Genomic DNA, 23,571 nt, shown 5'->3' on the forward strand with positions numbered 1-23,571 from the left:
CTGGTGCGGGGAGCCGGCTACCAGTCGGTGCCGATGGTGCTGCGGTTGCCGAAGGTGTTCTGGCCGGTGCCCGGGTAGAGGTACATGTCGCCGGTGGACCCCTGAGGCGCCTGGACGGCGGCGACGTCCGACCTGCCGTCGGCGTTGAAGTCACCGCCGACCAGGTCACGCATGATGTTCCAGCCCGTGCCGGCGCTGACCGGGGCCGCGAACCAACCGGTTCCGGTACCCGGGAAGACGTACAGGCTCCCGTCACCGATGCCGACCGCCGCGATGTCCGCCCTCCCGTCGGCGTTGAAGTCACCACCGGTGAAACGGTCCAGGTCGTTCCAACCGTTGCCGGCGTTGATCGGAGCCGCGAAGTACCCGGTCCCGGTACCCGGATACACGTACAGGTTCCCGTCAGCCTTGCCGACCGCCGCGATGTCCGCCCTCCCGTCGGCGTTGAAGTCACCGCCGACGAAGTGGTCCAGACTGTTCCAGCCGGTGCCGGCCGACCACGGGGTACCGAACGCTCCGGTGCCGGTGCCCGGGTAGACGTACAGCTTCCCGTCCCCCGCGCCGACCGCAGCCAGGTCGGACTTCCCGTCACCGTTGAAATCACCCGGCGTCACGTTCCCGACCGAGTCCCACCCGGTGCCGATCAGACCCGGCCGACCGAAGGTGCCGACGCCCGTGCCCGGGTACAGGAGCATCGTCCCCGTGGCGGCCTCCATCGCGGCCAGGTCCGTCCGCCCGTCACCGTTGAAGTCGGCCGAGGCGAAGCTCGTCATGCCGACGTCCTCGGCGGGGGGCTGCGGTGTGGTCGGGCAGTTACGGCTCCTGAGCGTCGTGCCGTCGACGAACGCGGATCCGTTGAGCACGGACTGGGTCACCGTGCCGTTGAGCCTCTGCTCGTAGTGCAGATGCGGCCCCGTCGAGTTTCCGGTGCTGCCGACCGAACCGATCTTGTCACCGGCCTCCACCTGTGCGCCCTGGCCGACGTTGAAGCCGGCCAGGTGCGCGTACAGGGTCTGCCAACCGCCGCCGTGGTCGATGACGATGCGGTTGCCGTAGTTGCCGGCACTGGAGACCAGGCTGACCGTGCCGCTCGCGCTCGCCACCACGGCCTGGTTGACCGTGGTGCCGGGGCCGCCACGCGTCCAGTCGATGGACAGCGGCGGATTGTGGTTGCTGCGTACGCTTCCGGTCCAGCTCTGGTCGCAGACGAAGGGAAGCTGAAAGCCTGGCGTGGCGGCGTGGGCCGGCTGCGGGGAGACACCGACGGCGGCGGCACTCGCCACGGCGATCGCGGAGACGGCGCGGCCCAGGCGGATGGCGGCGGGCATGAGGAAACTCCAGGTCCGAGGTCTTGGAAGCGGGGAGCTGTGCTGGGCGCAGGCCGGGCCCGGAACGGATCACGGGCCGGGCCGACGCCGTTGTCGGGACCGGGTCGGGCCGGCTACCAGCCGGTGCCGATGGTGCTGCGAGTGCCGAAGGTGTTCTGGCCGCTGCCGGGGTAGAGGTACATGGTGCCGGCGGCGCCTCGGGGGGCCTGGACGGCGGCGATGTCGGTCCTTCCGTCGGCGTTGAAGTCGCCGCCGACCAGGTCGCGGATGATGTTCCAACCCGTACCGGCGCTGACCGGGGCGGCGAACCAACCGGTTCCGGTGCCCGGGAAGACGTACAGGCTCCCGTCACCGATGCCGACCGCCGCGATGTCCGCCTTCCCGTCGGCGTTGAAGTCACCTCCGGTGAAACGGTCCAGGTTGTTCCAGCCGTTGCCGGCGTTGATCGGAGCCGCGAAGTACCCGGTCCCGGTACCCGGATACACGTACAGGTTCCCGTCACCCGTGCCGACCGCCGCGATGTCCGCCCTCCCGTCGGCGTTGAAGTCACCGGCGGAGAAGTTGTCCAGACTGTTCCAGCCGGTGCCGGCCGACCAGGGGGTACCGAACGCTCCGGTGCCGGTGCCCGGGTAGATGTACAGCTTCCCGTCCCCCGCGCCGACCGCAGCCAGGTCGGTCTTCCCGTCACCGTTGAAGTCACCCGGCGTCACGTTGCCGACCGAGTCCCACCCGGTGCCGATCAGGCTCGGCTGAGCGAAGGTGCCGACCCCGGTGCCCGGGTACAGGAGCATCTTCCCCGTGGCCGCCTCCACCGCGGCCAGGTCCGCCTTCCCGTCACCGTTGAAGTCGGCCGACGCAAAGCCCGTCATCCCCACCGGAGTTGCGGGGGCCTGGCCGATGGCGTCGACGATCCGCTGCGCGTCGGCCACCTGGTACTGGTAGCGGTCGGGATAGGCCGAGCGCTGGACGCCCTGGCAGACCTCGCCGATCGGCTTGGTCATCCAGGAGTTGTTCGGATATGTCGAGAGCAGCGCATTGATGAACTTGCGGGTCGTCGTCGCCGGATCGAGCCTCTGCGCGGTGCTGCCCCACGACGCCCGCTGCTGGAACAGACCGACGCTGTCGTGGTCCTCCATGTTCGGGTTGTTCCGCAGGGTGGATTCCACGATCGCCGTGGTGATCGCGATGACCTCGGCCTGCTGCGGCACTCCGATGGCCCGCACGGTGTTGACGATGGCCCGGGCACAGGACATCCGGTACGCGGTCATCGCGTTCCGCAGGGTGCCGGTGAGCTGCTGGTTCAGCTGGGCGGCGGCGGTGGTATCGGCGGAGGAGATCGTGCCGCAGGACACGTCGGGCAGGGCCGCGTACGCGGGGCTCGTCGCGGCGACGGTCCCGCCGGCCAGGACCGCGCTCACCGCGAGGAGTTGAAGGGCCTTGCGCAGAGTCTTCTTCATCGGAAAACGCTTCCTTCGTTCGCAAGCTTCGTTCGCTCGGTCGGATGTTCCGTCGCCGGGGAGTTGGGCCACGACAGGTTTCGAAGGTGCTGAGGGAATCGCCGTCGACCGTGCGCCGGACAGGGCAAGGCCCGGCCGGACACGCGTGCGGTGCGGAGTGGGAGCAGAGAGTGGGAACGTCCCGGTTCGGCGGCGTCCGGGTGGAGCCCGAAGCGGGCCGCTACTGCCGACCCGTGGCGTCGGTGCTCACCCGGGGCGGAAGCGGGGCGGTGACCGCGACGGGCTTCGTGCTGCGGGAGCGGATCACGGCGGGGCTCCTTCGGGGCACACGCACAACACGGGTGTGGTCCGGATCCGGCGCGTCCCGCAGTGACGCTGTCCCGGCTCCTCTCGGCTGCTCGTCGCCGCCGTCGAGTAAGAGCCTGCCCGCCGGCCGGTGGCCGGACCAGGGGCCGGCGCTGGCCCGAACCGGCCTTGGCCGAGTCCGTCCACCGTGGTCGGCCGCGGACGCCGCCCGACGCCCCGCGCCAGGCCCATCCGGCCACCGGGCGGCCTCCGACCGATCGTCAGTGCTGGTCACCACGAGGCAGATGTGGACGACGGCGCCGTACCCGTCGATCCGCCCCTCGCCAGCGAGGGCGCCGGGCGGTCGGGCAGCCCGGGACCGCCCGGGTCGGGCAGGGGGTGTGGCCCCGGGGGTGCACTTTCGGGGATGGGAGCGGCGGGTGCCGGCGGTGTAGGGAGAAGAGGCAAGGCAGCGGTAGGCGACCGGGAGGGCCAGTGCGCGCGAGGGCGGACGATCGCAGGGGGAACGGCGGCGAGCGGGCCGGCGGAGGTGACCGCAAGGCCCGGGAGACGCGGGTGAGCGGGCCCGTGGCGGAGGCGATGTCCCCGGAGCAGGCCCGTGAGCTGCAGCGGAGCATCGGCAACGCGGTCGTGGCCCGGATCGCGCGGGGCGGGCGGGGCGCACACGATTCGGACCCTGTCCAGCGGTCCGGTGTGCACGAGGTGCTGCGGGGGGCCGGGCGGCCGCTCCAAGGGCAGGTGCGCGAGGAGATGGAGGGGCGGCTAGGGGCGGACTTCTCCGATGTGCGGCTGCACACCGGTGCGGCGGCCCAGCGGTCCGCCGCCGAGATCGGTGCGCGGGCCTACACGTCCGGCAGGGACGTCGTCATCGGGCACGGGGGCGGCGACCGGCACACCCTCGCGCACGAGCTGACGCATGTGATCCAGCAGCGGAAGGGGGCCGTCGCCGGTACCGACCGGGGGGACGGGCTGCGGGTCAGCGATCCCGGTGACTCCTTCGAACGCGACGCCGAGGCCAACGCGCGACGCGTGATGGCGCGGCCGGCCGGTCGGCCGGATGCGGTCCGGCGGGCGGAGCCGGGCGGCGGCGCCGCAGGGGACGGCGGGCCCGCCGTGCAACGGAAGCTGGGGTTCGAGACGGAGATCGACATGCCCGTCGAGACGTCCGGTGGCGCGGCGTACGAGGGCGACACCGACCTGGCCCAGAGCACCGCGGGGGACTTCAAGCTGGTCTCCGACAAGCGGTCGTTGCGCAACGGGGCCGACTACTCGAACGTGGAGTTCGTGACCGGGGCCGTCCCGGTGGTCGGCACGGGGAGCGAGTCCGGGCCGGCGGCCCTCGATCGGCTGGTCGACGAGATCAGGACGGTGCGCGAGGCGTTCTACCGGGAGACCGAGAAGACCCCCTTGGCGGACCTGGGCCTGGAGCTGGAGATCCTGCCCGCAGGGCAGGACGCCCGGATCGCCCCGGATCTCGACTTCCCGAACTACGCCGGCGCCCAGGGCATGGGCGACGGGCTGTTCGTCCACTACTCGGTCGGTGTGCCACTGGCCGGGATGCCGATGTTCTTCGACCACCTCCGGGGTGCCGCTCCCCACGTCCAGGGGGCGCCGCTCCCCCGCGCCCGGTTCCGGCTCTCGCAGGCGAGGACGTTCGCCGGCCAGGTCGTGGCCCGGTACGAACAGGGCCGGGAGTCGGCGCGCAAGCGCAAGCGGCTGGAGACGGACGCCCTGGACGGCTACAGCCAGCTGTTCTTCACCCAGGTCGCGGCCATGGCCGACTACCTCGCGCAGGATCAGGACCAGGGCCAGATCAAGAACCTGACGGTCGTGCTGTCCCGGTCCCGGCTCACGGACGTCCGCGCGCTCCTCGACCCCGGGTTCCAGGACTTCCTGCGGGACGACAGCGAGGTGATCGTCGACCTGCTCGCACAGTTCCAGGAGGATCCCGGCGACGGCAGCGCGAACCTGGAGTTCCGCGACGAAGCCACCCGGGAGATCGACGGCCTCCCGGTGACGCTCCTCGAATTCGCCGAGTCGACGCTGAAGGGCGTCCCCCAGGTGCCCCAACAGAGCGTGTTCGGCGGGATGAACCAGATCGACCCGCACGAGGAGGAGGGCGCCATGATGGTCCCCTTCGAGATCCGGACCATGGGCTCCCTGATGAAGACCTGGGACGAGCTCAAGGCCGAGCTGCGCGACCTGGCGGGCTGGGCGGAGGAGGCGTACCGGCACGACCGGACGCTGGCCGGCGACACGGCCCGCAGGCGCACCGGTTCGTGACGCGCACCGGTGCGTGACACGTACCGGCATCCGGCGAGGGCCGGCCCGTGACACGGGCCGGCCCTCGGTACTCTCCGACACGCCCGGGACGGCCGCTGCCCCCACCGGCGCCCGAACGGTCGGACGGGCGCCGGGAGGGATCGGATTCAGCCGTATTTGAGTGACCGTCAGATTCACGGTCGGACGCCGGGCCGGAGCTTCCCAGGGCCGCCGAAATGAGAATGTACAGTCACGATCAGGGTGCCTTCCCAGCCTCCGAACCGTCGGTTTTCGGCCGGAACGAGTGAGGCTCACCTTTTCTCACGGGACAACCTGACAGACCATGCGTGTGGCATCTGTTCACCTGAGGTCGCTCAACACACCGCTCACGTTGAGGACCTCGTGGCACTCCTGGGCCTGCACGCCGGTGGCCGGAGTGCCCGGCTTCGCGCAGGTCACCTGGACCGTCACGGTCTGGTTCTCAGTGATCCTGATGGGGGTGACCCAGTGGTAGTCCTGGTTACGGAACGTCTCCAGCGCGATCGTCGTGATCTTGCGGTCGCCGAAACCGATCGTCACGACGCCCTCGTCGCCCTGGAAGTTGGCGACGACGATGTCCGTGATCCCGAACGTCTTGCCCACGGGCACGACGTAGGTGCCGACCTTGGTCTCCCCTGCGGCCGTCGTCAGGTCGATGGTGGCCGAACCCTGCTGCCCGCCCCCCGGTCCGGTCCCGGTGTCGCCGCCCGTTCCGGTACCGGTACCGGTACCGGTACCGGTACCGCCCGCGCCGGGCAGGGCGCTCCCGGCCCCGGAGCCCGGCTGCCCGGGGCTCGCCACCGGGGTCCGGCCGCCGGCCGGCGCCTCGGTGGGGGTCGACTGCTGCTGGACCGCCTGGTCGGCGGCCTCCCTCGCGGTGCTGCGCACGGCGGGACGCACCAGCAGGAACCAGGCCAGCAGCAGCGCGAGGAGCGCCGCCAGGGCCGCCAGCAGCCAGGTCGGGAAGATCGGTATCTGGACGAACTCGGCCTCCGGCCGCGGCCGCTCCCGGTCGTCCTCGCCGGCGTCGTCGGCCCGGTCCCCGGCCTTCGCCCCGGCCTTCGCCTCGGTCTCCGCCACGGTGACGGTGAACGGCCAGGTGGCCGGCTTCCCGAACCACACGGGCTTCCCGGCGCGGACCCGCAGCGCCACCTCCACCGACTCACCCGGCTCCAGCTTCGGAGCCGCGGGGCGGACGTCGAACTTCAGGTCCTCACCGGGCTGGGCCGGGGTGAATCCCACCTGGACGGGGCGGTTGCCCTCGTTGTGGACGGCGAGGCGGTAGCGTCCGCGCAGCCAGCCGCGGCGGCGCTTGGGGGCGCTCTCGGCCCGAAGCTGCCGGAATCCCTCGACCCGCACGGTGGTCTCGGGGACCTTGACCGCCTCGGGGTGCTCGGTGGGCAGGACCCGTACGGCCAGGGGCACCTCGCCCGCCCGCACCCGCGGCGAACGCGGGGGCGCCAGGCGGATGGTCACCGTCTCCGAGGTGCCGGGGTAGAGGGAGACGCGGTCGGGCTCGACCGTCGTCCAGGCAGCGCAGTCACCGACGACTTCCAGGCGGTACGCCTCGACGATGTCGCCGTCGTTGCGAACGGTCAGGCTGGTGGTCGCGGTACCGCCCGGTGTCACCGTCACCGACGGGATGTCGAGGCCGGGCGCGCCGGGGCTGGGAGTGGCTGCTGGGGTCGTCACGCCGCGACGCTACGCCGCCGCCCCGCCCATCTCCACGGACGCGGGGGCAAGGCCCCGGGCAGCCGCGATGCCCCCGCGAACTCCGCCCAACTCCTGTGTCCAGGAGCTTTGTTGCCTTTGGACCCCGCAGTACTCCCCTCATACGCATCATGGAACAGGTACGCCTCATGCTCCACACCGACCTCATCGGCACCGTCCACCCGTCCGGCACCGGCACCACGCGGCCGACCGTCCCGCCCCAGGGCCGCGCCCCGGCCCACAGCCCGGCCCACGCCCGGGCCCCGCACGACGCCGCGGCCGGCGAGCCCGGCGGACGGGTCACCGTGGCCGTGTACGCCTCGGACCCGGTCCTGTACGTCGGGATCGTCCAACAGCTGCGCCAGCGGCCCGAGGTAGAACTGGTCGACGACGCCGACGCGCACGAGGCGCGGGTCTCGCTCGTCGCCGTGGACAGCGTGGACGACGAGACGGCCGCCCTGCTGTACCGGCTGCGCCACAACTCCGCCACCCGCACGGGACTCGTGGTCGGCACCTTCGAATCGGGTGACGCCTTACAGCGCGCCATCGAGTGCGGAGTCACCGCGGTGCTGCGGCGCGCGGAGGCCGACCAGGACCGGCTGCTGCGGCTGGTCCTGGCGATGGCGAACGGTGAGGGCGTCCTACCCGGCGACCTGCTCGCGAAGCTCCTCGACCACGTCGGCAGCCTGCAGCGGTCGGCCCTCGACCCGCACGCCGCGTCCCTGTCCACGCTGACCCCGCGCGAGGCGGACATGCTGCGCCTGGTGTCGGAGGGCCTGGACACCGCGGAGATCGCGCGCAACACCTCGTACTCCGAACGGACCGTCAAGAACGTCCTGCACGAGGTCATCACCCGGCTCCAGTTGCGCAACCGCTCCCACGCCGTCGGCTACGCGCTGCGCAACGGGCTGATCTGACCGGACCGGCACCGGCTGCCCGAAAGCGCAGCCGGTGCTTCCCCCGAGCGCGGCCCCGGGGCCCTGCCGGTCCGCGGCCGCGGACCGGCAGGGTGGCACCGTCGGACATGGATGCTGGACCGGACTGTGAGGTGGACCGTGATGGGCACGGGTGGCTCCGGCCGTCGGCGAGACCGCTGGGGCAGGGCCGGTGCGGCGCTGCTGCTGGTGCCTCTGCTCGCGGTGACGACGGCCGCCGGCCCGGGCGGCGCCGGGGACCGGCCCCCCGCGGACGGCACCGGGGCCCGGGCCGCGGCGGCCGATGCCGGGGAGAGCCGGATCGCGTACGCCGGTACCCGCCACCGGAGCCTCGGCCGGGTGGCGACGGACACGACGAGCCCCCCGCTGTTCGGCGAGGGCCCGGCGCACTTCGACGTCCAGCCCGCCGCCCTGGGCGACCGGCTGGTCTTCGCGAGCCGCCGCGACGAGCAGGCCCCGCAGGTCTACCTGCGCTCCGCCGACGGCTCGGTGCACCGCCTGACCAGCGGTCTGGACGCGGCGAACCCGCGGCTGACGCCGGACGGCCGGTCGGTCGTCTTCGACGCGGCCCGGCCCGCCGGGGCCGGTGGCACCCAGCGCGACCTGTGGCTGGTGCGCACCGACGGCACCGGCCTCACCCGGCTGACCGACACCCCCGCGAACGAGGAGCACCCCACGGTCTCGCCCGACGGCGCGCGGCTGGCGTACTCCTCCGACGCCGATCGGGCCGCCGGCCGGCAGGTCTACGTCCGGCCGCTTCGGGGCGGGCCCGCCACCCGGGTCTCCGACCCCGCCGACGGCGCGGGCACCGAGCCCGTGTGGAACCCGGTGGACGGGCCGGCGACCCGGGACCGGATCGCCTACACCGCCACCGGACCGGACGGGCCCCGGCTGCGGTGGACCGACGGGCGCACCGGCGGGCCGCTGCTGGCGGGCCCGCGGGCCCAGTGGCGCACGCACGGGGCAGCCTGGCTGCCCGACGGGAACGACCTGCTCTTCCTCAGCCCGGACCGGACCTGTAGCTGTGAGGGCGACTGGGACCACGTCTTCCGGGTGGGAGCGCTCTCGGAGGACGAACCGAAGGTGGTGCTCAGCGAGGACCGCGAGGTCGGACCGGCCACCTGGCTCGGCCCGCTCCAGGGCGGTGGCGCGGTGGTCGAACGCGTCTCGGCGGACGGCCCGCACGTGGTGACCCTGCAGGACGTCCGGCCGGACGGCTCCGACCCCCGTGACCTCAACCGGACCGTCCTCAAGGAGGACCCGGCGGCCGACACCGAGACGGATCCGGCGAAGGACCCGCTGTTCCGGCCCGCCGCCGGGTACGACCCGTGGACCGAGCGGCAGAACTACACGCCCGACGGCCGCCGGATCGTGGTGACCCGCTTCGAGGACGCGCCGGCCGGACCGAACCTGCCGGCCGGGCGGATCGAACGGATCTGGATCGCGGACGCCGACGGCTCCGGCCCGACGGCGCTCCCGCTGGCGGGCCGCGGCCCCAGGGACTGGGACACCGATCCGACGTTCTCCCCGGACGGCCGGTACCTGGCCTTCACCCGGACCTCCCCCGGCGGGGTCGGCGGCGCCTCCGGCCCTGGACGGATCCTGATCGCGGACGCCGCCACCGGCGCGGTCCGGGGCGTGATCGTCCCGCCCGAGGGGCAGCTCCAGGGCGGCGACGCCCAGCCCACCTGGTCCTCCGACGGCTCGACCCTGGCGTTCACCCGCAACCAGGTGATCAACGGTGGCGGGGGCAACAAGCACGTGTGGACCGTGCCCGTGGACCGTCTGGACCGCCTGGACCGGCAGCGCGACCTGAGCGCCGCCCACTGCCCCGGCGCCTGCGAGGTCATCGACGACAGCCCGGCGTTCTCACCGGACGGCGCCACCATCGCCTTCAACCGCAAGAACGGCGCCGGCCGGGTCGACGAGCGCAACGGGATCCTGCTGGTCGCCGCGGCGGGCGGCGCCTGCCGGGTACTGCTGCCCGACGCGGCCCGCGACCGGCCGGGGGCCTGCGGCCGGGAACTGCCCGACACCACCTCCACCGGGCCCTTCCAGCCCCGCGACGCCGCCTGGAGCTCCGACGGCAGGACGCTGGTGATCAGCTCCCGGGCCGCCCTCGCCGCCAACAGCCCGGAGAAGCTGTCCCTGGTGGACGCGGTCTCCGGGGCCCGCACCCCGCTCACCGCCGGGCTGCCGGGCCGCCAGAAGGAACCGGGCGTCCAGCAGTCCGTGGACCTCGCGGTCCAGGCACCCGGCACGGCCGCGCCGCTCACCGCGGGCGACTCCGGGACCGTCCGGGTGGACGTCGTCAACCACGGCCCGGCCGCCTCGCCCGGGACGAGGCTGACCGTCGCGCCCCCGGCCGGGGTGATCGTCACGGGCCTCGCCGCGCCCGGCGCCGTCTGCGACGCGGCGGCGCTGGTCTGCGCCCTGGGCGTGGTGCGCCCGGGCGACACCGTGCCGGTCACGGTCACCGTCACGGGGGTCGAGCCCGGCGACCAGCCGCTGGACTGGTCGGTCACCGGCGCCGTCCTCGACCCACGGCCCAGCGACAACACCGGCCGGACCGTGGTGCCGGTGCGCCCGGCGCCGGCCCCGCCGACACCCGGTCCGACCCCGACCCCGACCCCGACCCCGACCCCGACGCCGGCCCCGACCCCGGTCCCGACGCCGCCGGCGGATCCGACGCCGAACCCGGTGCCGCCGCCCCCGGTACTGCCGCCGCCTCCGACACCCGCCCCCGCCCCACCGGCCCCGCCGCCGATCCGCACGCCCCCGCCACTGCCGCCCGAGCCGCCGGCCGGCCCCGGGCTGAGCCTCACGGCGCAGCCGAACCCCGGCTACGTCGGTGGTCGCGTGGTCCTCACGTACACCGTTCGCAACGGCCGAGAAGGGCTGGCCACCGGTCTGCGGCTCCGCGTGGGCCTGCCCGGGGGCGTGCCCCACGACGGGCCGCCGCCGGGCTGCGACCGGGCCTGGGTGTGCGCGCTGCCCGACCTCGCCCCGGGCGCCCGGACCGTCGTCCAGGTCGTCCTCAGCCCCGATCAGGCCCTCACCGGCCTGGTGACCGGCTCCCTGACCACCACCGGCACGGACGCCGACCCCGGGGACAACGAAGCCCGTCAGCAGCTGCGGATCCTCCAGCCGCGCATCGTCGCGGTCCCGCCGATCGGCAAGCCCGGTTTCGTCACCTCGGTACGCGGTGAGGACTTCCCGCCCGGCGCGCCGGTGCGGTTCACCTGGCAGCCGGGCATCACGGCCGCGGCGGCGCCGACCGTCCCCGGCCCGGACGGCCGGTTCATCGGCCAGTTGCTGATCCTCGCCAAGGATCAGACCGGCCCCCGGGTCATCACCGCGAACGGCCCCGGCTTCTCCCCGGTGCGGACCGGCTTCCTGGTGGTCAGCGGCACGGTCCAGCCGCCCAACGAGATGATCCGCCGATGATCCACGAGGTCGACGAGGGGTTGCGCCGGCTGCTCGCGGAGTCCGGTCTGGACGCGTCGGGCGTCGACGTGGTGTTCGACGCGCCGACCCGCGACTGGGCGGCCCGCCGCAGCGCCCCGACGGTGTGCGTGTTCCTGTACGACGTCCGCGAGGACCACACCCGGCGCGCCAGCGGCGCGGGTGAGGTGTACGACGCGGACGGCTTCCTCGCCGCGCGCCGCGCCCCGGCCCGCTGGTTCGAGCTGACGTACCTCGTCACCGCGTGGGCGAGCCGGCCGCAGGACGAACACCGGCTGCTCTCCCAGGTGCTGACGTGTCTGGTGTCCACCGACGCGCTGCCACCGCGCCTGCTCACCGGCTCGCTCGCCGAACTCGGCCTCATCGTGGGCCTGGACGGCGGCGGCGCCGGGCTCGACGCGCCCGCCGCCTCCGACGTGTGGTCGGCGCTGGGCGGCGAGCTCAAGCCGTCGCTGGGGCTGCGGGTGAGGGCGCCGCTGGCCGGGGCCACCACTGCCGTCGCCCCACCGGTCACCGAGGGGCTCGTGGTCCGCGCCGCGGCCAGGACCGCACCGGAGGAGCCGGGGGCCGCGCGGCGCCTGCGCTACACGGAGGTGGCCGAGCCCGGTCCGGAGGGCTTCGGCGGCTCCCGGGAGCGGGGGCCGGCCCCCGCCCGCCGCCGACGCGGGGAGCGGCAGCCGTGACGCGGACCCTGGAACCCGCGGCCGCGACGCCGACCCCGGTCCCGTATCTGTGGGCGCGGCTGCGGGTCGTCGAGGAGCGGGTGCGCGAGGCCGTCGCGATCCGGCGCGCGCTCGATCCCGATCCGGACGATCCGTACCGCGGCCAGTTCCTCACCCCCGAGGCGGTCGCCCGCGTCCTGGACGAGGGACACCGGCCCGCTCCGCCCGCCCTGCCCGGTCCGGACGCGCCGCCGCCCGGCTCGCCGCTGGCCGTGCTCGCCGCCCGCTTCGCCCTGGCGCCCCTGGACCTGGACCTGCTGCTGGTGGCCTTGGCCCCGGACCTCGACACCCGCTTCGAGCGGCTCTACGGCTACCTCAACGACGACCTGACGCGCCGCCGGCCCACCGTCGGACTCGCCCTCGAACTGTGCGGGCACCGCGGGGTGGCGGCGGCCCGGTTCCGGCTGGCTCCCTCCGCGCCGCTCGTCGCGGGAGGTCTGCTGGAGGTCACCGAACCCGAACGGCCGCCCCTGTCACGCGTGCTGACCGTCCCGGACCGCGTCACCTCGCACCTGCTGGGCGACACCGCGCCCGACCCGCTGCTGACCGGAGTGCTCGGCCGTCCGGCCGGTGATCCGGCCGTCGACCCGGCCGAGCTGCGCCGGGCCGCCGCCGCGGCCGGGACCGGCAGCGGCCATGTCCACCTGCGCAGCCGGGGCGGCGATGCCGAGGGGCTGGCCGTCGCCGCGCTGCAGGCGGGCGGGCTGCCGCCGCTGGCCCTGGACCCGGCGGCGCTGTCCCATGCCCCCCGGGGCGTGCCGGACGTCGCCCGGGCCGTCGCACGCGAGGCCCGGCTGCTGGGCGCGGGCGTCCTGTTGGGGCCGCTGGAGGAGCTCCCCGACCGGCCCGACGAGCGGGCCAGGGTCCTGCGCACGCTGTGCGACGCCCTGCGCGGCCTCCCCTTCCTCACCCACGGGACCGGCGGCTGGGAACCCGCCTGGGCCGCCGACACCCCCGTCACCCTGACGGTGGCGGTCCCCGCCCCCGACCGGCAGGTCGCACGCTGGCGGCACGCACTGGAGCGGGCCGGCGAGCAGCACGGCGCGGGGGGCGACGAGGGCGTCGGCGAGGACGGGGCCGAGGCGCTCGCCCGGTCCGTCGCCGCGCACCGCCTGGACGCCGGGCAGCTGCGGAGGGCCGCCGGCACCGCGGTGCGCACGGCCGCGCTCGACGGCCGCCCGGTCTCCCCCGACGACCTGCGCACGGCCGTCCGGGCCCAGAACGGCGCGGGGCTCGCCCGCCTCGCCCGCCGGGTCGAACCCGCGGTGGGCTGGGACGACCTGGTGCTCCCCGCCCCCACCCACCGCAGCCTGCGGGAGCTCGCGGTGCGCGCCCGCCACCGCGAACAGGTGCTCGGGCAGTGGGGCATGCGGCCCGGCGGCGGGCGGGGGCGCGGGGTGATCGCGCTGTTCGCGGGTTCGTCCGGTACCGGCAAGACGATGTCGGCCGAGGTGGTGGCGGCCGACCTGGGCATGGACCTGTACGTGGTGGACCTCTCCACGGTGGTCGACAAGTACGTCGGTGAGACCGAGAAGAACCTGGAGCGGATCTTCACCGAGGCCTCCGCCGTCAACGCGGTGCTGCTGTTCGACGAGGCGGACGCGATCTTCGGCAAGCGTTCGGAGGTCAAGGACGCCCACGACCGGCACGCCAACATGGAGTCGGCGTACCTGCTCCAGCGGATGGAGTCCTTCGACGGCATCGCCGTCCTGACCACCAACCTGCGCGCCAACCTGGACGAGGCCTTCACCCGCCGCCTGGACGTGGTCGCGGACTTCCCGGTGCCCGACGCCGACCAGCGCCTCGCCCTGTGGGACCGCTGCCTGGGCGACCGGGTGCCCCGGGGCGACGACCTCGACCTCCCCTTCTGCGCGGACCGGTTCGACCTGGCCGGAGGCTCCATCCGGGCCTGCGCGGTGAGCGCCGCGTACCTCGCCGCCGAGTCGGGTGGACCGCTGACGATGGCCCAGACGGTGGCGGCGGTCGCGCAGGAGTACCGCAAGCTCGGCCGGCTGGTGCTGGAGGGCGAGTTCGGACCGTACGTGGCCCAGGTCACGCGGGTCTGAACCGGGGCGGCCGGCGGGCCGTCGCGGCGGGCCGGGGAGGGCCGGGGAGGGCAGCGCCCTTGCCCCCGGGCAGGTCCCCCGGTCCCTCCCGCCGGCCGCGGCCCGCCGGAAAGGCTGGGGGCGGGGCGCGACGGCGCGCGACCGGGTCCGTCGACGGCGTTCAGCCGTCCGCCGTCCGCCGTCCGTAGAACCTGGCCGGAGATCCACCGAAGACCGTCCACCGAAGCTGTCCACCGAAGACCGGTGACACGAAGGAGCGAGCATGCCGACGTACCTCACCCCGGGGGTCTACGTGGAGGAGGTGCAGTCCGGTGCCCGCCCGATCGAAGGGGTCGGCACCGCCGTCGCCGCGTTCGTCGGGTTCGCCCGGACCGGCCCGTTCCACGAGCCGACGCTCGTCACCAGCTGGGACCAGTACTCCCAGCGCTTCGGCGGGTTCACCGAGGGCGCCTACCTGCCCCACGCGGTCTACGGGTACTTCGCCAACGGCGGCGGCGCCGCGTACGTCGTCCGGGTCGGCGGCTCCGACCGGGACAGCTCCGCGCCCGCCGCCGCGGGCCCCGAGCAGCCCGCGGCGGAGCCCGTCGCGCTCGGCGGGTTCCTGGTCGCGGCCCGGCCGGGCGTCACCGGCCTCTCGGTGGAGATCGCCGACGCGGACGGCGAGAACCCGCCCGAGGACCGGTTCAGGCTGCTGGTCCACCGCGACGGGGCGGTGGCCGAGACCTTCGAGGTGTCGGCCCGCCGGAACGTCAAGGGCTACCTCGTCACCCAGGCCCGCGGCTCGGCGCTGATCGAGGTCACCGAGCAGCGCGGCACCGCCCAGGGCCGGCCCGCGAACCAGACCGCGGCCCTGCCCGACGCCCCCACAGCCGTACCCGCCCCGGCCGCCGGCCAGGGCACGGCGGCCCGGCTCGACCCGGCCGAGTACGTCGGCGACGCGGCGGCCCGCACCGGGCTCGGCGGCCTGGAGACCATCGACGAGATCACCATGGTCGCGGTGCCCGACCTGATGGGCTCCCACCAGCGCGGTGACATCGATGCCGAGGGCGTGCGCACCGTCCAGCTCGCCGTGATCTCGCACTGCGAGCAGATGGGCGACCGGGTCGCCGTCCTGGACGCCCCGCCCGGTCTCTCCGCACAGCAGGTCCGGACCTGGCGCAACGACGAGGCGGGCTACGACTCCCGCTACGCCACCCTCTACTACCCGTGGATCCGGGTCTTCGACCCGGCCGCCGGGCGCAACGCCACCGTCCCGCCGAGCGGCCACATCGCCGGCGTGTGGGCGCGCAGCGACGCCGAGCGCGGGGTGCACAAGGCCCCCGCCAACGAGGTGATCCGCGGCGCGGTCGACCTGGAACTGCGCCTGAGCAAGGGCGAGCAGGACCTGCTCAACCCGATCGGGGTGAACTGCGTCCGGGCCTTCCCCGGCCGGGGCATCCGGATCTGGGGCGCCCGCACCCTCTCCTCCGATCCGGCCTGGCGCTACCTGAACGTGCGCCGCCTCTTCAACTACCTGGAGGAGTCCATCCTCCTGGGCACCCAGTGGGTGGTCTTCGAGCCGAACGACGACCGGCTCTGGTCGAGCATCCGGCGCAACGCCACCGCGTTCCTCACCGAGGAGTGGCGGCGCGGCGCGCTGTTCGGGCGGACGGCCGCGGAGGCGTTCTACGTCAAGTGCGACCGGGACAACAACCCGCAGGAATCGATCGACCAGGGCCGCGTGATCTGCGAGATCGGCGTGGCACCGGTCAAGCCGGCCGAGTTCGTGGTGTTCCGGCTGGCGCAGTTCTCCGACAGCACCAGCCTCATCGACGAGTGACCCGCAGGTCCGGCGCTCCCGGGACCGCCGGGACGAGCAGCAAGGAAAGGTGACAGACAGTCATGGCAGAGGGCGATGCTCTTTCCACCCATATCTTCGGCGTTCAGCTCGGTGGCTACCTGGTCGAGTCGATCCAGGAGATCAGCGGCCTGACCGTCGAGGAGGAGGTCGTCGAGGTCCGGCAGGTCAGCAAGGACGGCAAGCAGATCATCCGCAAGCAGCCCGGCGCCCGTCAGGCCGGCGAGGTCACGATCACCCGGGGACTCGACAAGAGCAGCGAGTTCACCACGTGGATCAAGGAGACCCTGAACAACGGGGCCGTCGACACCGCTCGGCAGAACCTCACCATCGAGATCAAGGACTCCACGGGCGAGACCGTCCGGCGCATCCAGCTGATGAACGGCTGGGCCTCCAAATGGGAGGGCCCCTCCCTCAAAGCCGGCGAGTCCGCCGCGGCCACCGAGTCCGTGACCATCGTGTTCGAGGAGATCATCGTCGAATGAGGCGACGTACGGTGACGGCGGGCAGCCTGGAGGAGATCCTCCAGGCCACGGCGCCCGCCCCGGCCCCGGCACCGCCGACGGCACCCTCCGCCGGCGCTCCGGCGCGGCGCGAGGAGCACGCGCTGCGCACCGAGTTCGAGTTCGAACTGCCGCGCGGGTACGTGGACGAGGCGGGCACCCTGCACCGCCACGGCTCGATGCGCCTGGCCACCGCCCGCGACGAGCTGCGGCCCCAGATCGACCTGCGGGTCAAGGAGAACCCGGCGTACCTGAGCGTGGTGCTGCTCAGCCAGGTCATCACCCGGCTCGGCACCGTCACCGACGTGCACGCCGGGGTCGTGGAGCGGATGTACGCGACCGACGTCGCGTTCCTCCAGGACTTCTACCGGCGCGTCAACAGCGAGGGCCACACCCGCGCGGCGGTCACCTGCCCGCACTGCGACAGCGGCTTCGAGGTCGACCTCTCCGGTGGGCGCCTGGGGGAATCGTGACGTACGCGCTCCCCCGGCTCAGGGAGGAGATCGCGTACGTCGCCTACCACTTCCACTGGCAACGCGACGAGATCCTCGACCTGACCCATGCCGAACGCCGGCAGTGGGTCACCGAAATCGCTCAGATCAACTCCCGAATGAACGAAGGAGGTTGAGCAAATGGCGTGGCGGGACAGGGTGCGCCGGCGCGGCGCCGTGCCGAGCGGCGCGCCCTCGGACGGCGTGGGCACGGGCGCGGCGGGCGCGGCGGGTGCGGTCCGGGAGGCTGCCGCCGGCCGGGGCCCAGGCGTGCCCGCGGACTGGGACGGCGGCTGGCGCCGCACCGCGCCACCCCTCCTGACCGTGTCCCGGGCGCCGATGAGCGTCAGTGACGGACTCGCCTTCCGGGACGGGCTGGCCGCCTGGCGCGATCCGTCCTTCGACACCGGCCTCGCCCACGCCCTGCTGCCGACCGCCCCGACCGGCCTCGTCCGCGGCATCGCCCGCCCCGCCGTCGCGCACCCCACCCGCAGCGGAGGCGGCCCGCTGCTGCTCAGGGCGCTGCGCCCGTCCGACGCGGACGCCGCGCCGGGGGCGGGGACGGGGGCACCGCAGCCGGAGGCACCTCCCGCACCGCGTGCGCAGGCCACCGGGCGGGCGCAGCCAGGTGGGTCGGGTGCACGCGGGTCGGGTGCGCGCGGGTCGGGTGCGCGTGCTTCGGCGAAGGGCGCTCCGGTGTCCGCACAGGCCGCGCCCGCGGTCAGCGCCGCCACCGGCCGCTCGCGGGCCGACGAGCGCCCGGATCGGTCCGGCGGCGGGCGGGAGGCCCCCTCGGCGGCCGGTGCGGCGGCCGGTGTACCCGGCACCCGTGGCCGCCCGCCCGCGCAGTCCGCGGCGGTGCTCGGTCCGGACGCGCTCGGCGCGGACGCCGCTCCCGTCGTCCAGCGAGCCGAAGCGACCGCCGCAGCCCCGGGGGCCGGCCGTACGCCGGTGCCCGCACGGCTCCCGCTGGTCCGCCGCATCGCGGTGGTTCCCGGCGTCTCCGGCGAGGACACCCCGAGGGCCGCCCCCGCCGGCCGGCCCGTGCAGCGGACCGCCATCGGAGCCGGGTCCCTCCCCGCCGCCGGCGGCACCCGTCCCGGCCCCCCTGGCGGAGAGGCTCCGGCGGACCGCGCCGAAGCGACGCGCGCCGTGGTGCGGACGCGCCCTGCTGGCCGGTCGCTGACCGTCGCCCGGGTGCCCGCCATACCCAGGCGCCGGGTGCCCGCCGTGCTCCCCGCCGTCCCCCCGGCACACACCGGCGGACCTTCCCCCGACGCACCCGTACAGCGGGCGGCCGACCACGCGCCCCCTCTCGGCACCCCGCCGACCGAAGTCCCGGCGCCCGCCGCGCCCTCGGACGCGGCCGGTCCCGCACCCACTCCCACCCCCACTCCGGCACCGGCACCGGCACCGGCCATGCCTGTCGTCCAGCGGCAGGCGGAGACCGTCCCCGACCGGCCCGGCGCTCCCGCGCGGGGCGCGGACGCGGCTCCCGCGCAACGCGCCGCCGACCGCCCTGCCCCGGGCGCTTCGGCGTCCGAACTCCCGCCTCCCAGCCGACCCTTGGCGACAGAAGCCGCCATCACCGCACCAGCCGCGCCCACGCTCCAGCACCGGGCGGAGACCGGATCCGACGCACCCGTGCAACGCGCGACCGACCACCCCACCCTCGGCACACCGACACCCGAACTCCCCGCCACCGCAACACCCTTGGCACCAGATCCCGCCACCCCCGCACCACCCATGCCGATCATCCAGCACCGGACGGAACCCGGATCCGACGCACCCGTGCAACGCGCGACCGACCACCCCACCCTCAGCACACCGACACCCGAACCCTCCACTCCCGCAACACCCTTGGCACCAGATCCCGCCACCCCCGCACCACCCATGCCGATCATCCAGCACCGGACGGAACCCGGATCCGGCACACCCGTGCAACGCGCGACCGGCCGGCCGACCCTCGGTCCGCCGCTGGCCGAACTCCCCTCCACCGCAGCACCCTTGGGTAGCGGTGCGACCGTCCGGGCGCAGGCCGGTGAAGCCCCCTCCGCGGCCGCGCCCGCGGGGCCGGCCCTACCGGTCGTGCAGCGGCAGCCGGAGGCTCCGGCTGCCGAGGGCGGCCCTGGGCGGACCGCGCGGCGTCCGCGCGCCGGGTTGGGGGCCCCGCTGCCCGTGATGCCACCGACCGCCAACCACCCCGCGGCCCCGTCCACCGTCCGGCGCGCGGCCGTGCCCGGGCCGGGGCCGGGGCCGGGGCCGGGAGCGGGACAGCACCCCGCGTCCCCGGCCACGTCACCGGCTCCCATGTCACCGGCTCCCACGCCCCCAACCACCCCGTCCCCGACCACCCCGTCCCGGCACGGCGGTCGCGCCGGAGTTCCCGCACCACCCGCAGGGGCCCGGACGAGTGGGCCCGTCCCGCTCGTCCTCGCCGGTCGGGCCGGGGCCCCGGGCCGGGCACCGGCCGCTCCGCACCGCAGCGTCCAACTGCTCGCGGCGCGGCCCCTGGCCCTCGGCAGCGGCCTGGACATGGGGAGCGCGACGGCCCCCGTCGCTGCCGCCCGCGCGGTGAGCCGCCCCGTGGTCGCGGCACGCTGGGCCGCCCCGCCCTCCGCCACCCCGCCCTCCGCCGCCGCGCCGCAGCACGTCCAGCGAGCGCCCGGCTCCCCCGGCCCGCACCCGGCGTCCGCGTCCGGCCCTCTTCGCCCGTCCGAACCCGTTCGTGGCCCCGCAGCCCTCTACACCTCCGGCTCCGGGCACCCGCCCGGCCCGCTGCCCGTGACCGCCCCGCACGCGCCACCGCTGGTGGTCCAGCCTTCCCGGGCCACGTCCTCGGCGCGGCCCGTACCCGTGGTGCCGCTGGTGCGGTCCAGGACGCCGGACCCCGGCGGCACGCCGGGAGTACCCCCGGCCGCGCCCCCGCCCCCGCTCCCCGTGCAACGCGACACCGGCAGCATCCGGGGAACCGTCCCGGCCGCCACCGACCCCGCCCCGCGCACCACCGCCCCCGGCACCACCACCCCGGCCATTACCACGACCGCGGACCAGCGGGTCACCGCCTCCGACCGAACCGGCGGAAGTCCGCGTGACGCCGGACCACAGGGCGGCGATCTCGACCTGGACGACCTGGCGCGCCGCCTGCTCGACCCGGTCGCCCGCCTGCTGCGCGCCGAGCTGCGGCGCGGCCGGGACCGCGCGGGCAGGACCTTCGACGGCCGCCGCTGAGCACCCGCACGAACGAGAAACGGACGACGGACCGATGACGGACAACATCTTCGCGACCAGTGTGTTCTTCCGGCTGGCGATCGGCGGCAACGACCTGGGCGCCTTCCACACCTGCTCCGGCATGGGCGCAGAGGTCGAGATGGAGAGCTACGCCGAGGGCGGCAACAACGGCTTCACCTGGCAGCTCCCGGGTCGCGTGACCTGGTCGAACATCACCCTCACCCGGCCGGTCACCGCCGACACGGCGAAGATCGGCCGCTGGCTGGACGAGACGCTGCGGCGGGTCGAACCGAAGGACGGCGAGATCGTGGCCCTGCGGCCCGATCTGAGCCGGATCATCAGCTGGCAGGTATTCGGGATCGTCCCGGTCCGCTGGCAGGGTCCGTCCTTCGACCCCGCCAACTCCGCGGCCGCGGTGGAGACCCTGGAGATCGCCCACGCGGGACTGCTCCCCGCCTGACCGTCCCACCACCACCCCGTCCGACGACCGCCGCACTCCCGCTCCGGAAGGAAGCCCCACCATGGCCTTCTCGGCACGCGCCAGCCGCGCCAGGGCCCAGCTCACCCTGAAAGAGCCCCCGGCCTCGGTCGGGGCCAAGCCCGGCGGGACGATCGCCCGGCTCGACCTCCAGTTCAACCCCTCGACCCTGCAACTGGGCAAGACGACCGAGTGGCGACGGTCCCCGTCCCGGATGGCGGGGCAGTCGGCGCTGCCCGAGTTCGTGGGCAGCGGCCCGCGCACCCTGAGCCTGGAGGTCTTCCTGGACGCCACCGCCACCCACGACGACTCGGTGGAGCGGGCCGTCGAGAAGCTGATGAAGGCGTGCGTGCCGACCCCGGCCAGTCTCGGCCGCAAGAAGCCGGCGAGCCCCTGGGTGCGCTTCGAGTGGGGCAGCGCGCGAACCACCTCGTTCGACGGGGTGCTGTCGAACCTGTCGGTCTCGTACACGCTCTTCGACGTGGACGGCACGCCGCTGCGGGCGACCTGCTCGCTGTCCATCGAGGAGGCGAGCGTCGAACCGCCCGGCCAGAACCCGACGTCGGGCGCGCGCACCGCGCGCAGCACGCACACCCTGGTGGCGGGCGACAGCCTGGCGATGCTGGCCTGGCGCGAGTACGGCGACGCGACGGCCTGGCGGGTCATCGCGGAGGCGAACGGCATCGACGACCCGATGGTGCTCGCCCCGGGCGCCGAGTTGGTGGTGCCGGCCCTGCGGGACGACGACCACGCCCTTGCGACCGGCGGCAGGCACGCCTTCGACAACGGACTCCACAACGGACTCCACAACGGACTCGACAACGGACGAAGCAGCGGCAACGGGTTGGGCGACGGCAGCGGCGAGGGGGAACGGTGAGCGGGTTCGATTCCGGGGGCAGGTCCTTCGCGGCCGACCCGATCGTGGAGGCCCCCGGCGAGCTGCCGCAGATCTGGGCGGCGCAGCTGGTCAGCTGCGTGGTCGACGAGAACGTGGGCCTGCCGGACGCCGCCGTGCTCACCTACCGCGACCCCGACCACGAGTTCCTGCGCTCCACCGGCGTCACCGTCGGTTCCCCGCTGCGCGTGTCGGTGACGACGGCGAAGGGGCAGGCACGGGAGCGGCTGTTCAACGGGGAGGTCACGGCCCTGGAGATCGACCGGGACGGCACCGGGTCGTTCACCGTCCTCCGCGCCTACTCCAGGGCCCACCGGCTCCAGCGCGGCCGCAAGGTCGTCGCGTACCGGAACATGACGGCCGCGGACATCGTCCGCAAGGTGGCTGCGGGCGCCGGCCTGGCCGTCGGGACGGTGGAGGCCGCGCCGGTGATGTACCGGCAGCTGTCCCAGGCGAACGTCTCCGACTGGGAGTTCCTGCAGTTCCTCGCGGGCGAGAGCGGTGCGCGGGTGCGCGTCGACGACAAGGGGATGCTCCAGTTCACCAGGCCCGCGAAGGCGTCCGGGGCGCCCTCCCCCTCGACGTCGGCCGCGCTCGACCCGATGGTCCTGGAGTACGGGCGCAACCTGCTGGCGCTGCGGGCCGCGCTGTCGGCCGCCGACGGCGCCTCGAAGGTGCAGGTGCGCGGCTGGGACGTCGCCACGAAGCGGCCGTTGGTCGCCGAGCAGCCGTCCGTGGTCAGCGACACCGTGGTGCCGGGGCTCGCTCCCGGGACGGCCGCCCGGTTCGGGAAGTCGGCCGTGGCCGTCACCGACACCCCCTACCGGACGCAGGCGGAGACGGCGGCGGTCGCCCGCGCGGCGGCGGCCCGGGTGAGCGCCGGCTTCGGCGACCTGGAGGCGGTGGCCGAGGGCAATCCGCTGCTGCGGGCGGGCAAACCGGTGGCGCTGGGCAACGTGGGGCCGGCGTTCTCCGGCCGGTACACGGCCACGGCCGTGCAGCACGTGCTGGAGCCGCACGGCGGCTACCGCACCACCGTGTGGGTCGGCGCCGGCCCGGACCGCTCCCTGCCCGGTCTGATGACCGGCGCCGACGCTCCGGGGCGCGGCCCGCGCATCCCCGGTGTGGCGATCGGCGTGGTGACGGACGTGCGCGAGCCGAACGGCTCCGAACGCGGCGCGGTGCGTCTGACGTTCCCCTGGCTGGACGACACGTACGTCACCGACTGGGTGCGCACCGTCCAGTGGGGCGGCAAGGGCGGTGGCGGGGTGGTGAGTCCCGAGGTCAACGACGAGGTGCTGGTCGGGTTCGAGCAGGGCCTGCTGGACAGCCCGTACGTGATCGGCGGACTCTACAACGGGGTGGACCAGCCCTCGCCGCACGAGGTGCCGCTGGTCGACGCGACCAGCGGCAGGGTCAACCGCCGTTCGGTGGCCTCGCGTTCGGGTCACCGCGTGGAGCTGCTGGACGCGCCGGCGCCGGGCCCCTCCGGGCTGCGGCTGGTGACCGGGGACGAACGGCTGGAGGTCCGCCTGGACGACCGGCGGGACCGGATCGAGCTCACCGTGTACGCGGGACGGAACCGTCCGCTGACCTCCGTCCTGCTGGACCGGGACGGCATCACGCTCGACGCCCGGCAGGGCACCGTGAAGGTGACCGGCCGGCAGGTGGACATCGACGGCACGGCCGGGGTCCGCATCGGCGGCCGGTCGGTCCAGGTGTCCGGGACGGCGGACGTCTCCGTCGACGGCGGCCTGCTCGCCGTCCTCAAGGCCCGCCTCATCCGGATCAACTGACCCCACGTGAGCAGTCCCCTCGCCCTCGACCGTTCTCCCCTCTCCCCCTT

The 23,571-nt window shown here is 74.6% G+C and carries 15 protein-coding genes and 1 pseudogene; 13 read left to right on the top strand and 3 right to left on the bottom strand.

The window, feature by feature from the left end; all coding sequences use genetic code 11:
• Positions 1-17: 17 nt before the first annotated feature.
• Both ABZY91_RS09810 and ABZY91_RS09815 read right to left on the bottom strand, forming a co-directional pair.
• Entirely contained in the window at positions 18-1,328 is a 1,311-nt protein-coding gene (locus ABZY91_RS09810; protein ID WP_355401171.1) for a VCBS repeat domain-containing M23 family metallopeptidase, read from the bottom strand.
• 113 nt (positions 1,329-1,441) lie between these two features.
• Positions 1,442-2,785 (bottom strand): VCBS repeat-containing protein, encoded by a 1,344-nt coding sequence (locus ABZY91_RS09815; protein WP_355401173.1) that lies wholly within the window; start codon positions 2,783-2,785, stop codon positions 1,442-1,444.
• A gap of 885 nt (positions 2,786-3,670) precedes the next feature.
• Here ABZY91_RS09815 and ABZY91_RS09820 point away from each other — a divergent pair.
• Positions 3,671-4,138 (top strand): annotated as a pseudogene (locus tag ABZY91_RS09820) (DUF4157 domain-containing protein); the annotation flags it as partial.
• A 1,575-nt stretch (positions 4,139-5,713) separates the two neighbouring features.
• On the opposite strand, the gene ABZY91_RS09825 reads toward ABZY91_RS09820, so the two are convergent.
• Positions 5,714-7,084 (bottom strand): hydrolytic protein, encoded by a 1,371-nt coding sequence (locus tag ABZY91_RS09825; RefSeq protein WP_355401175.1) that lies wholly within the window; start codon positions 7,082-7,084, stop codon positions 5,714-5,716.
• A 149-nt stretch (positions 7,085-7,233) separates the two neighbouring features.
• Between ABZY91_RS09825 and ABZY91_RS09830 the strand changes: the two genes are divergently transcribed.
• The 12 genes from ABZY91_RS09830 (at position 7,234) to ABZY91_RS09885 (ending at position 23,521) form a co-directional block, all read left to right on the top strand.
• Positions 7,234-8,019 (top strand): response regulator transcription factor, encoded by a 786-nt coding sequence (locus ABZY91_RS09830; protein ID WP_355401177.1) that lies wholly within the window; start codon positions 7,234-7,236, stop codon positions 8,017-8,019.
• A 141-nt stretch (positions 8,020-8,160) separates the two neighbouring features.
• The gene (locus tag ABZY91_RS09835) at positions 8,161-11,484 is read left to right on the top strand and encodes a hypothetical protein (RefSeq protein WP_355401179.1); all 3,324 of its coding nucleotides are present in this window, start codon (positions 8,161-8,163) and stop codon (positions 11,482-11,484) included.
• Positions 11,481-12,185 (top strand): DUF4255 domain-containing protein, encoded by a 705-nt coding sequence (locus ABZY91_RS09840; RefSeq protein ID WP_355401181.1) that lies wholly within the window; start codon positions 11,481-11,483, stop codon positions 12,183-12,185. The genes ABZY91_RS09835 and ABZY91_RS09840 overlap by 4 nt, the downstream gene beginning before the upstream one ends.
• The gene (locus ABZY91_RS09845; protein ID WP_355401183.1) at positions 12,182-14,290 is read left to right on the top strand and encodes an ATP-binding protein; all 2,109 of its coding nucleotides are present in this window, start codon (positions 12,182-12,184) and stop codon (positions 14,288-14,290) included. The genes ABZY91_RS09840 and ABZY91_RS09845 overlap by 4 nt, the downstream gene beginning before the upstream one ends.
• 262 nt (positions 14,291-14,552) lie before the next feature.
• Positions 14,553-16,109 (top strand): phage tail sheath family protein, encoded by a 1,557-nt coding sequence (locus ABZY91_RS09850; RefSeq protein WP_355401185.1) that lies wholly within the window; start codon positions 14,553-14,555, stop codon positions 16,107-16,109.
• A gap of 62 nt (positions 16,110-16,171) precedes the next feature.
• Complete coding sequence (locus ABZY91_RS09855; RefSeq protein WP_329884140.1) at positions 16,172-16,612, top strand: phage tail protein; 441 nt, start codon at positions 16,172-16,174, stop codon at positions 16,610-16,612.
• Positions 16,609-17,103 carry a hypothetical protein gene (locus ABZY91_RS09860; RefSeq protein ID WP_355401187.1) on the top strand — a complete coding sequence of 165 codons (495 nt, stop codon included), beginning with the start codon at positions 16,609-16,611 and terminating at the stop codon, positions 17,101-17,103. Before ABZY91_RS09855 ends, ABZY91_RS09860 begins: the two co-directional genes overlap by 4 nt.
• Positions 17,100-17,258: a DUF6760 family protein gene (locus ABZY91_RS09865; protein WP_355401189.1), complete on the top strand. Its 159-nt coding sequence runs from the start codon at positions 17,100-17,102 to the stop codon at positions 17,256-17,258. The genes ABZY91_RS09860 and ABZY91_RS09865 overlap by 4 nt, the downstream gene beginning before the upstream one ends.
• A 2,398-nt stretch (positions 17,259-19,656) precedes the next feature.
• Positions 19,657-20,352: a hypothetical protein gene (locus ABZY91_RS09870; RefSeq protein ID WP_355401191.1), complete on the top strand. Its 696-nt coding sequence runs from the start codon at positions 19,657-19,659 to the stop codon at positions 20,350-20,352.
• Positions 20,353-20,386: 34 nt separating this feature from the next.
• Positions 20,387-20,812, top strand: a complete 426-nt coding sequence (locus ABZY91_RS09875; RefSeq protein WP_030394849.1) for a phage tail protein — start codon at positions 20,387-20,389, stop codon at positions 20,810-20,812.
• Positions 20,813-20,873: 61 nt separating this feature from the next.
• Positions 20,874-21,707, top strand: a complete 834-nt coding sequence (locus ABZY91_RS09880; RefSeq protein ID WP_355401193.1) for a peptidase M23 — start codon at positions 20,874-20,876, stop codon at positions 21,705-21,707.
• Positions 21,704-23,521 carry a VgrG-related protein gene (locus tag ABZY91_RS09885; RefSeq protein WP_355401195.1) on the top strand — a complete coding sequence of 606 codons (1,818 nt, stop codon included), beginning with the start codon at positions 21,704-21,706 and terminating at the stop codon, positions 23,519-23,521. The genes ABZY91_RS09880 and ABZY91_RS09885 overlap by 4 nt, the downstream gene beginning before the upstream one ends.
• The last annotated feature ends 50 nt before the right edge of the window (positions 23,522-23,571 follow it).

This window comes from Kitasatospora sp. NPDC002965, assembly GCF_040611255.1.
GTDB lineage: Bacteria > Actinomycetota > Actinomycetes > Streptomycetales > Streptomycetaceae > Kitasatospora.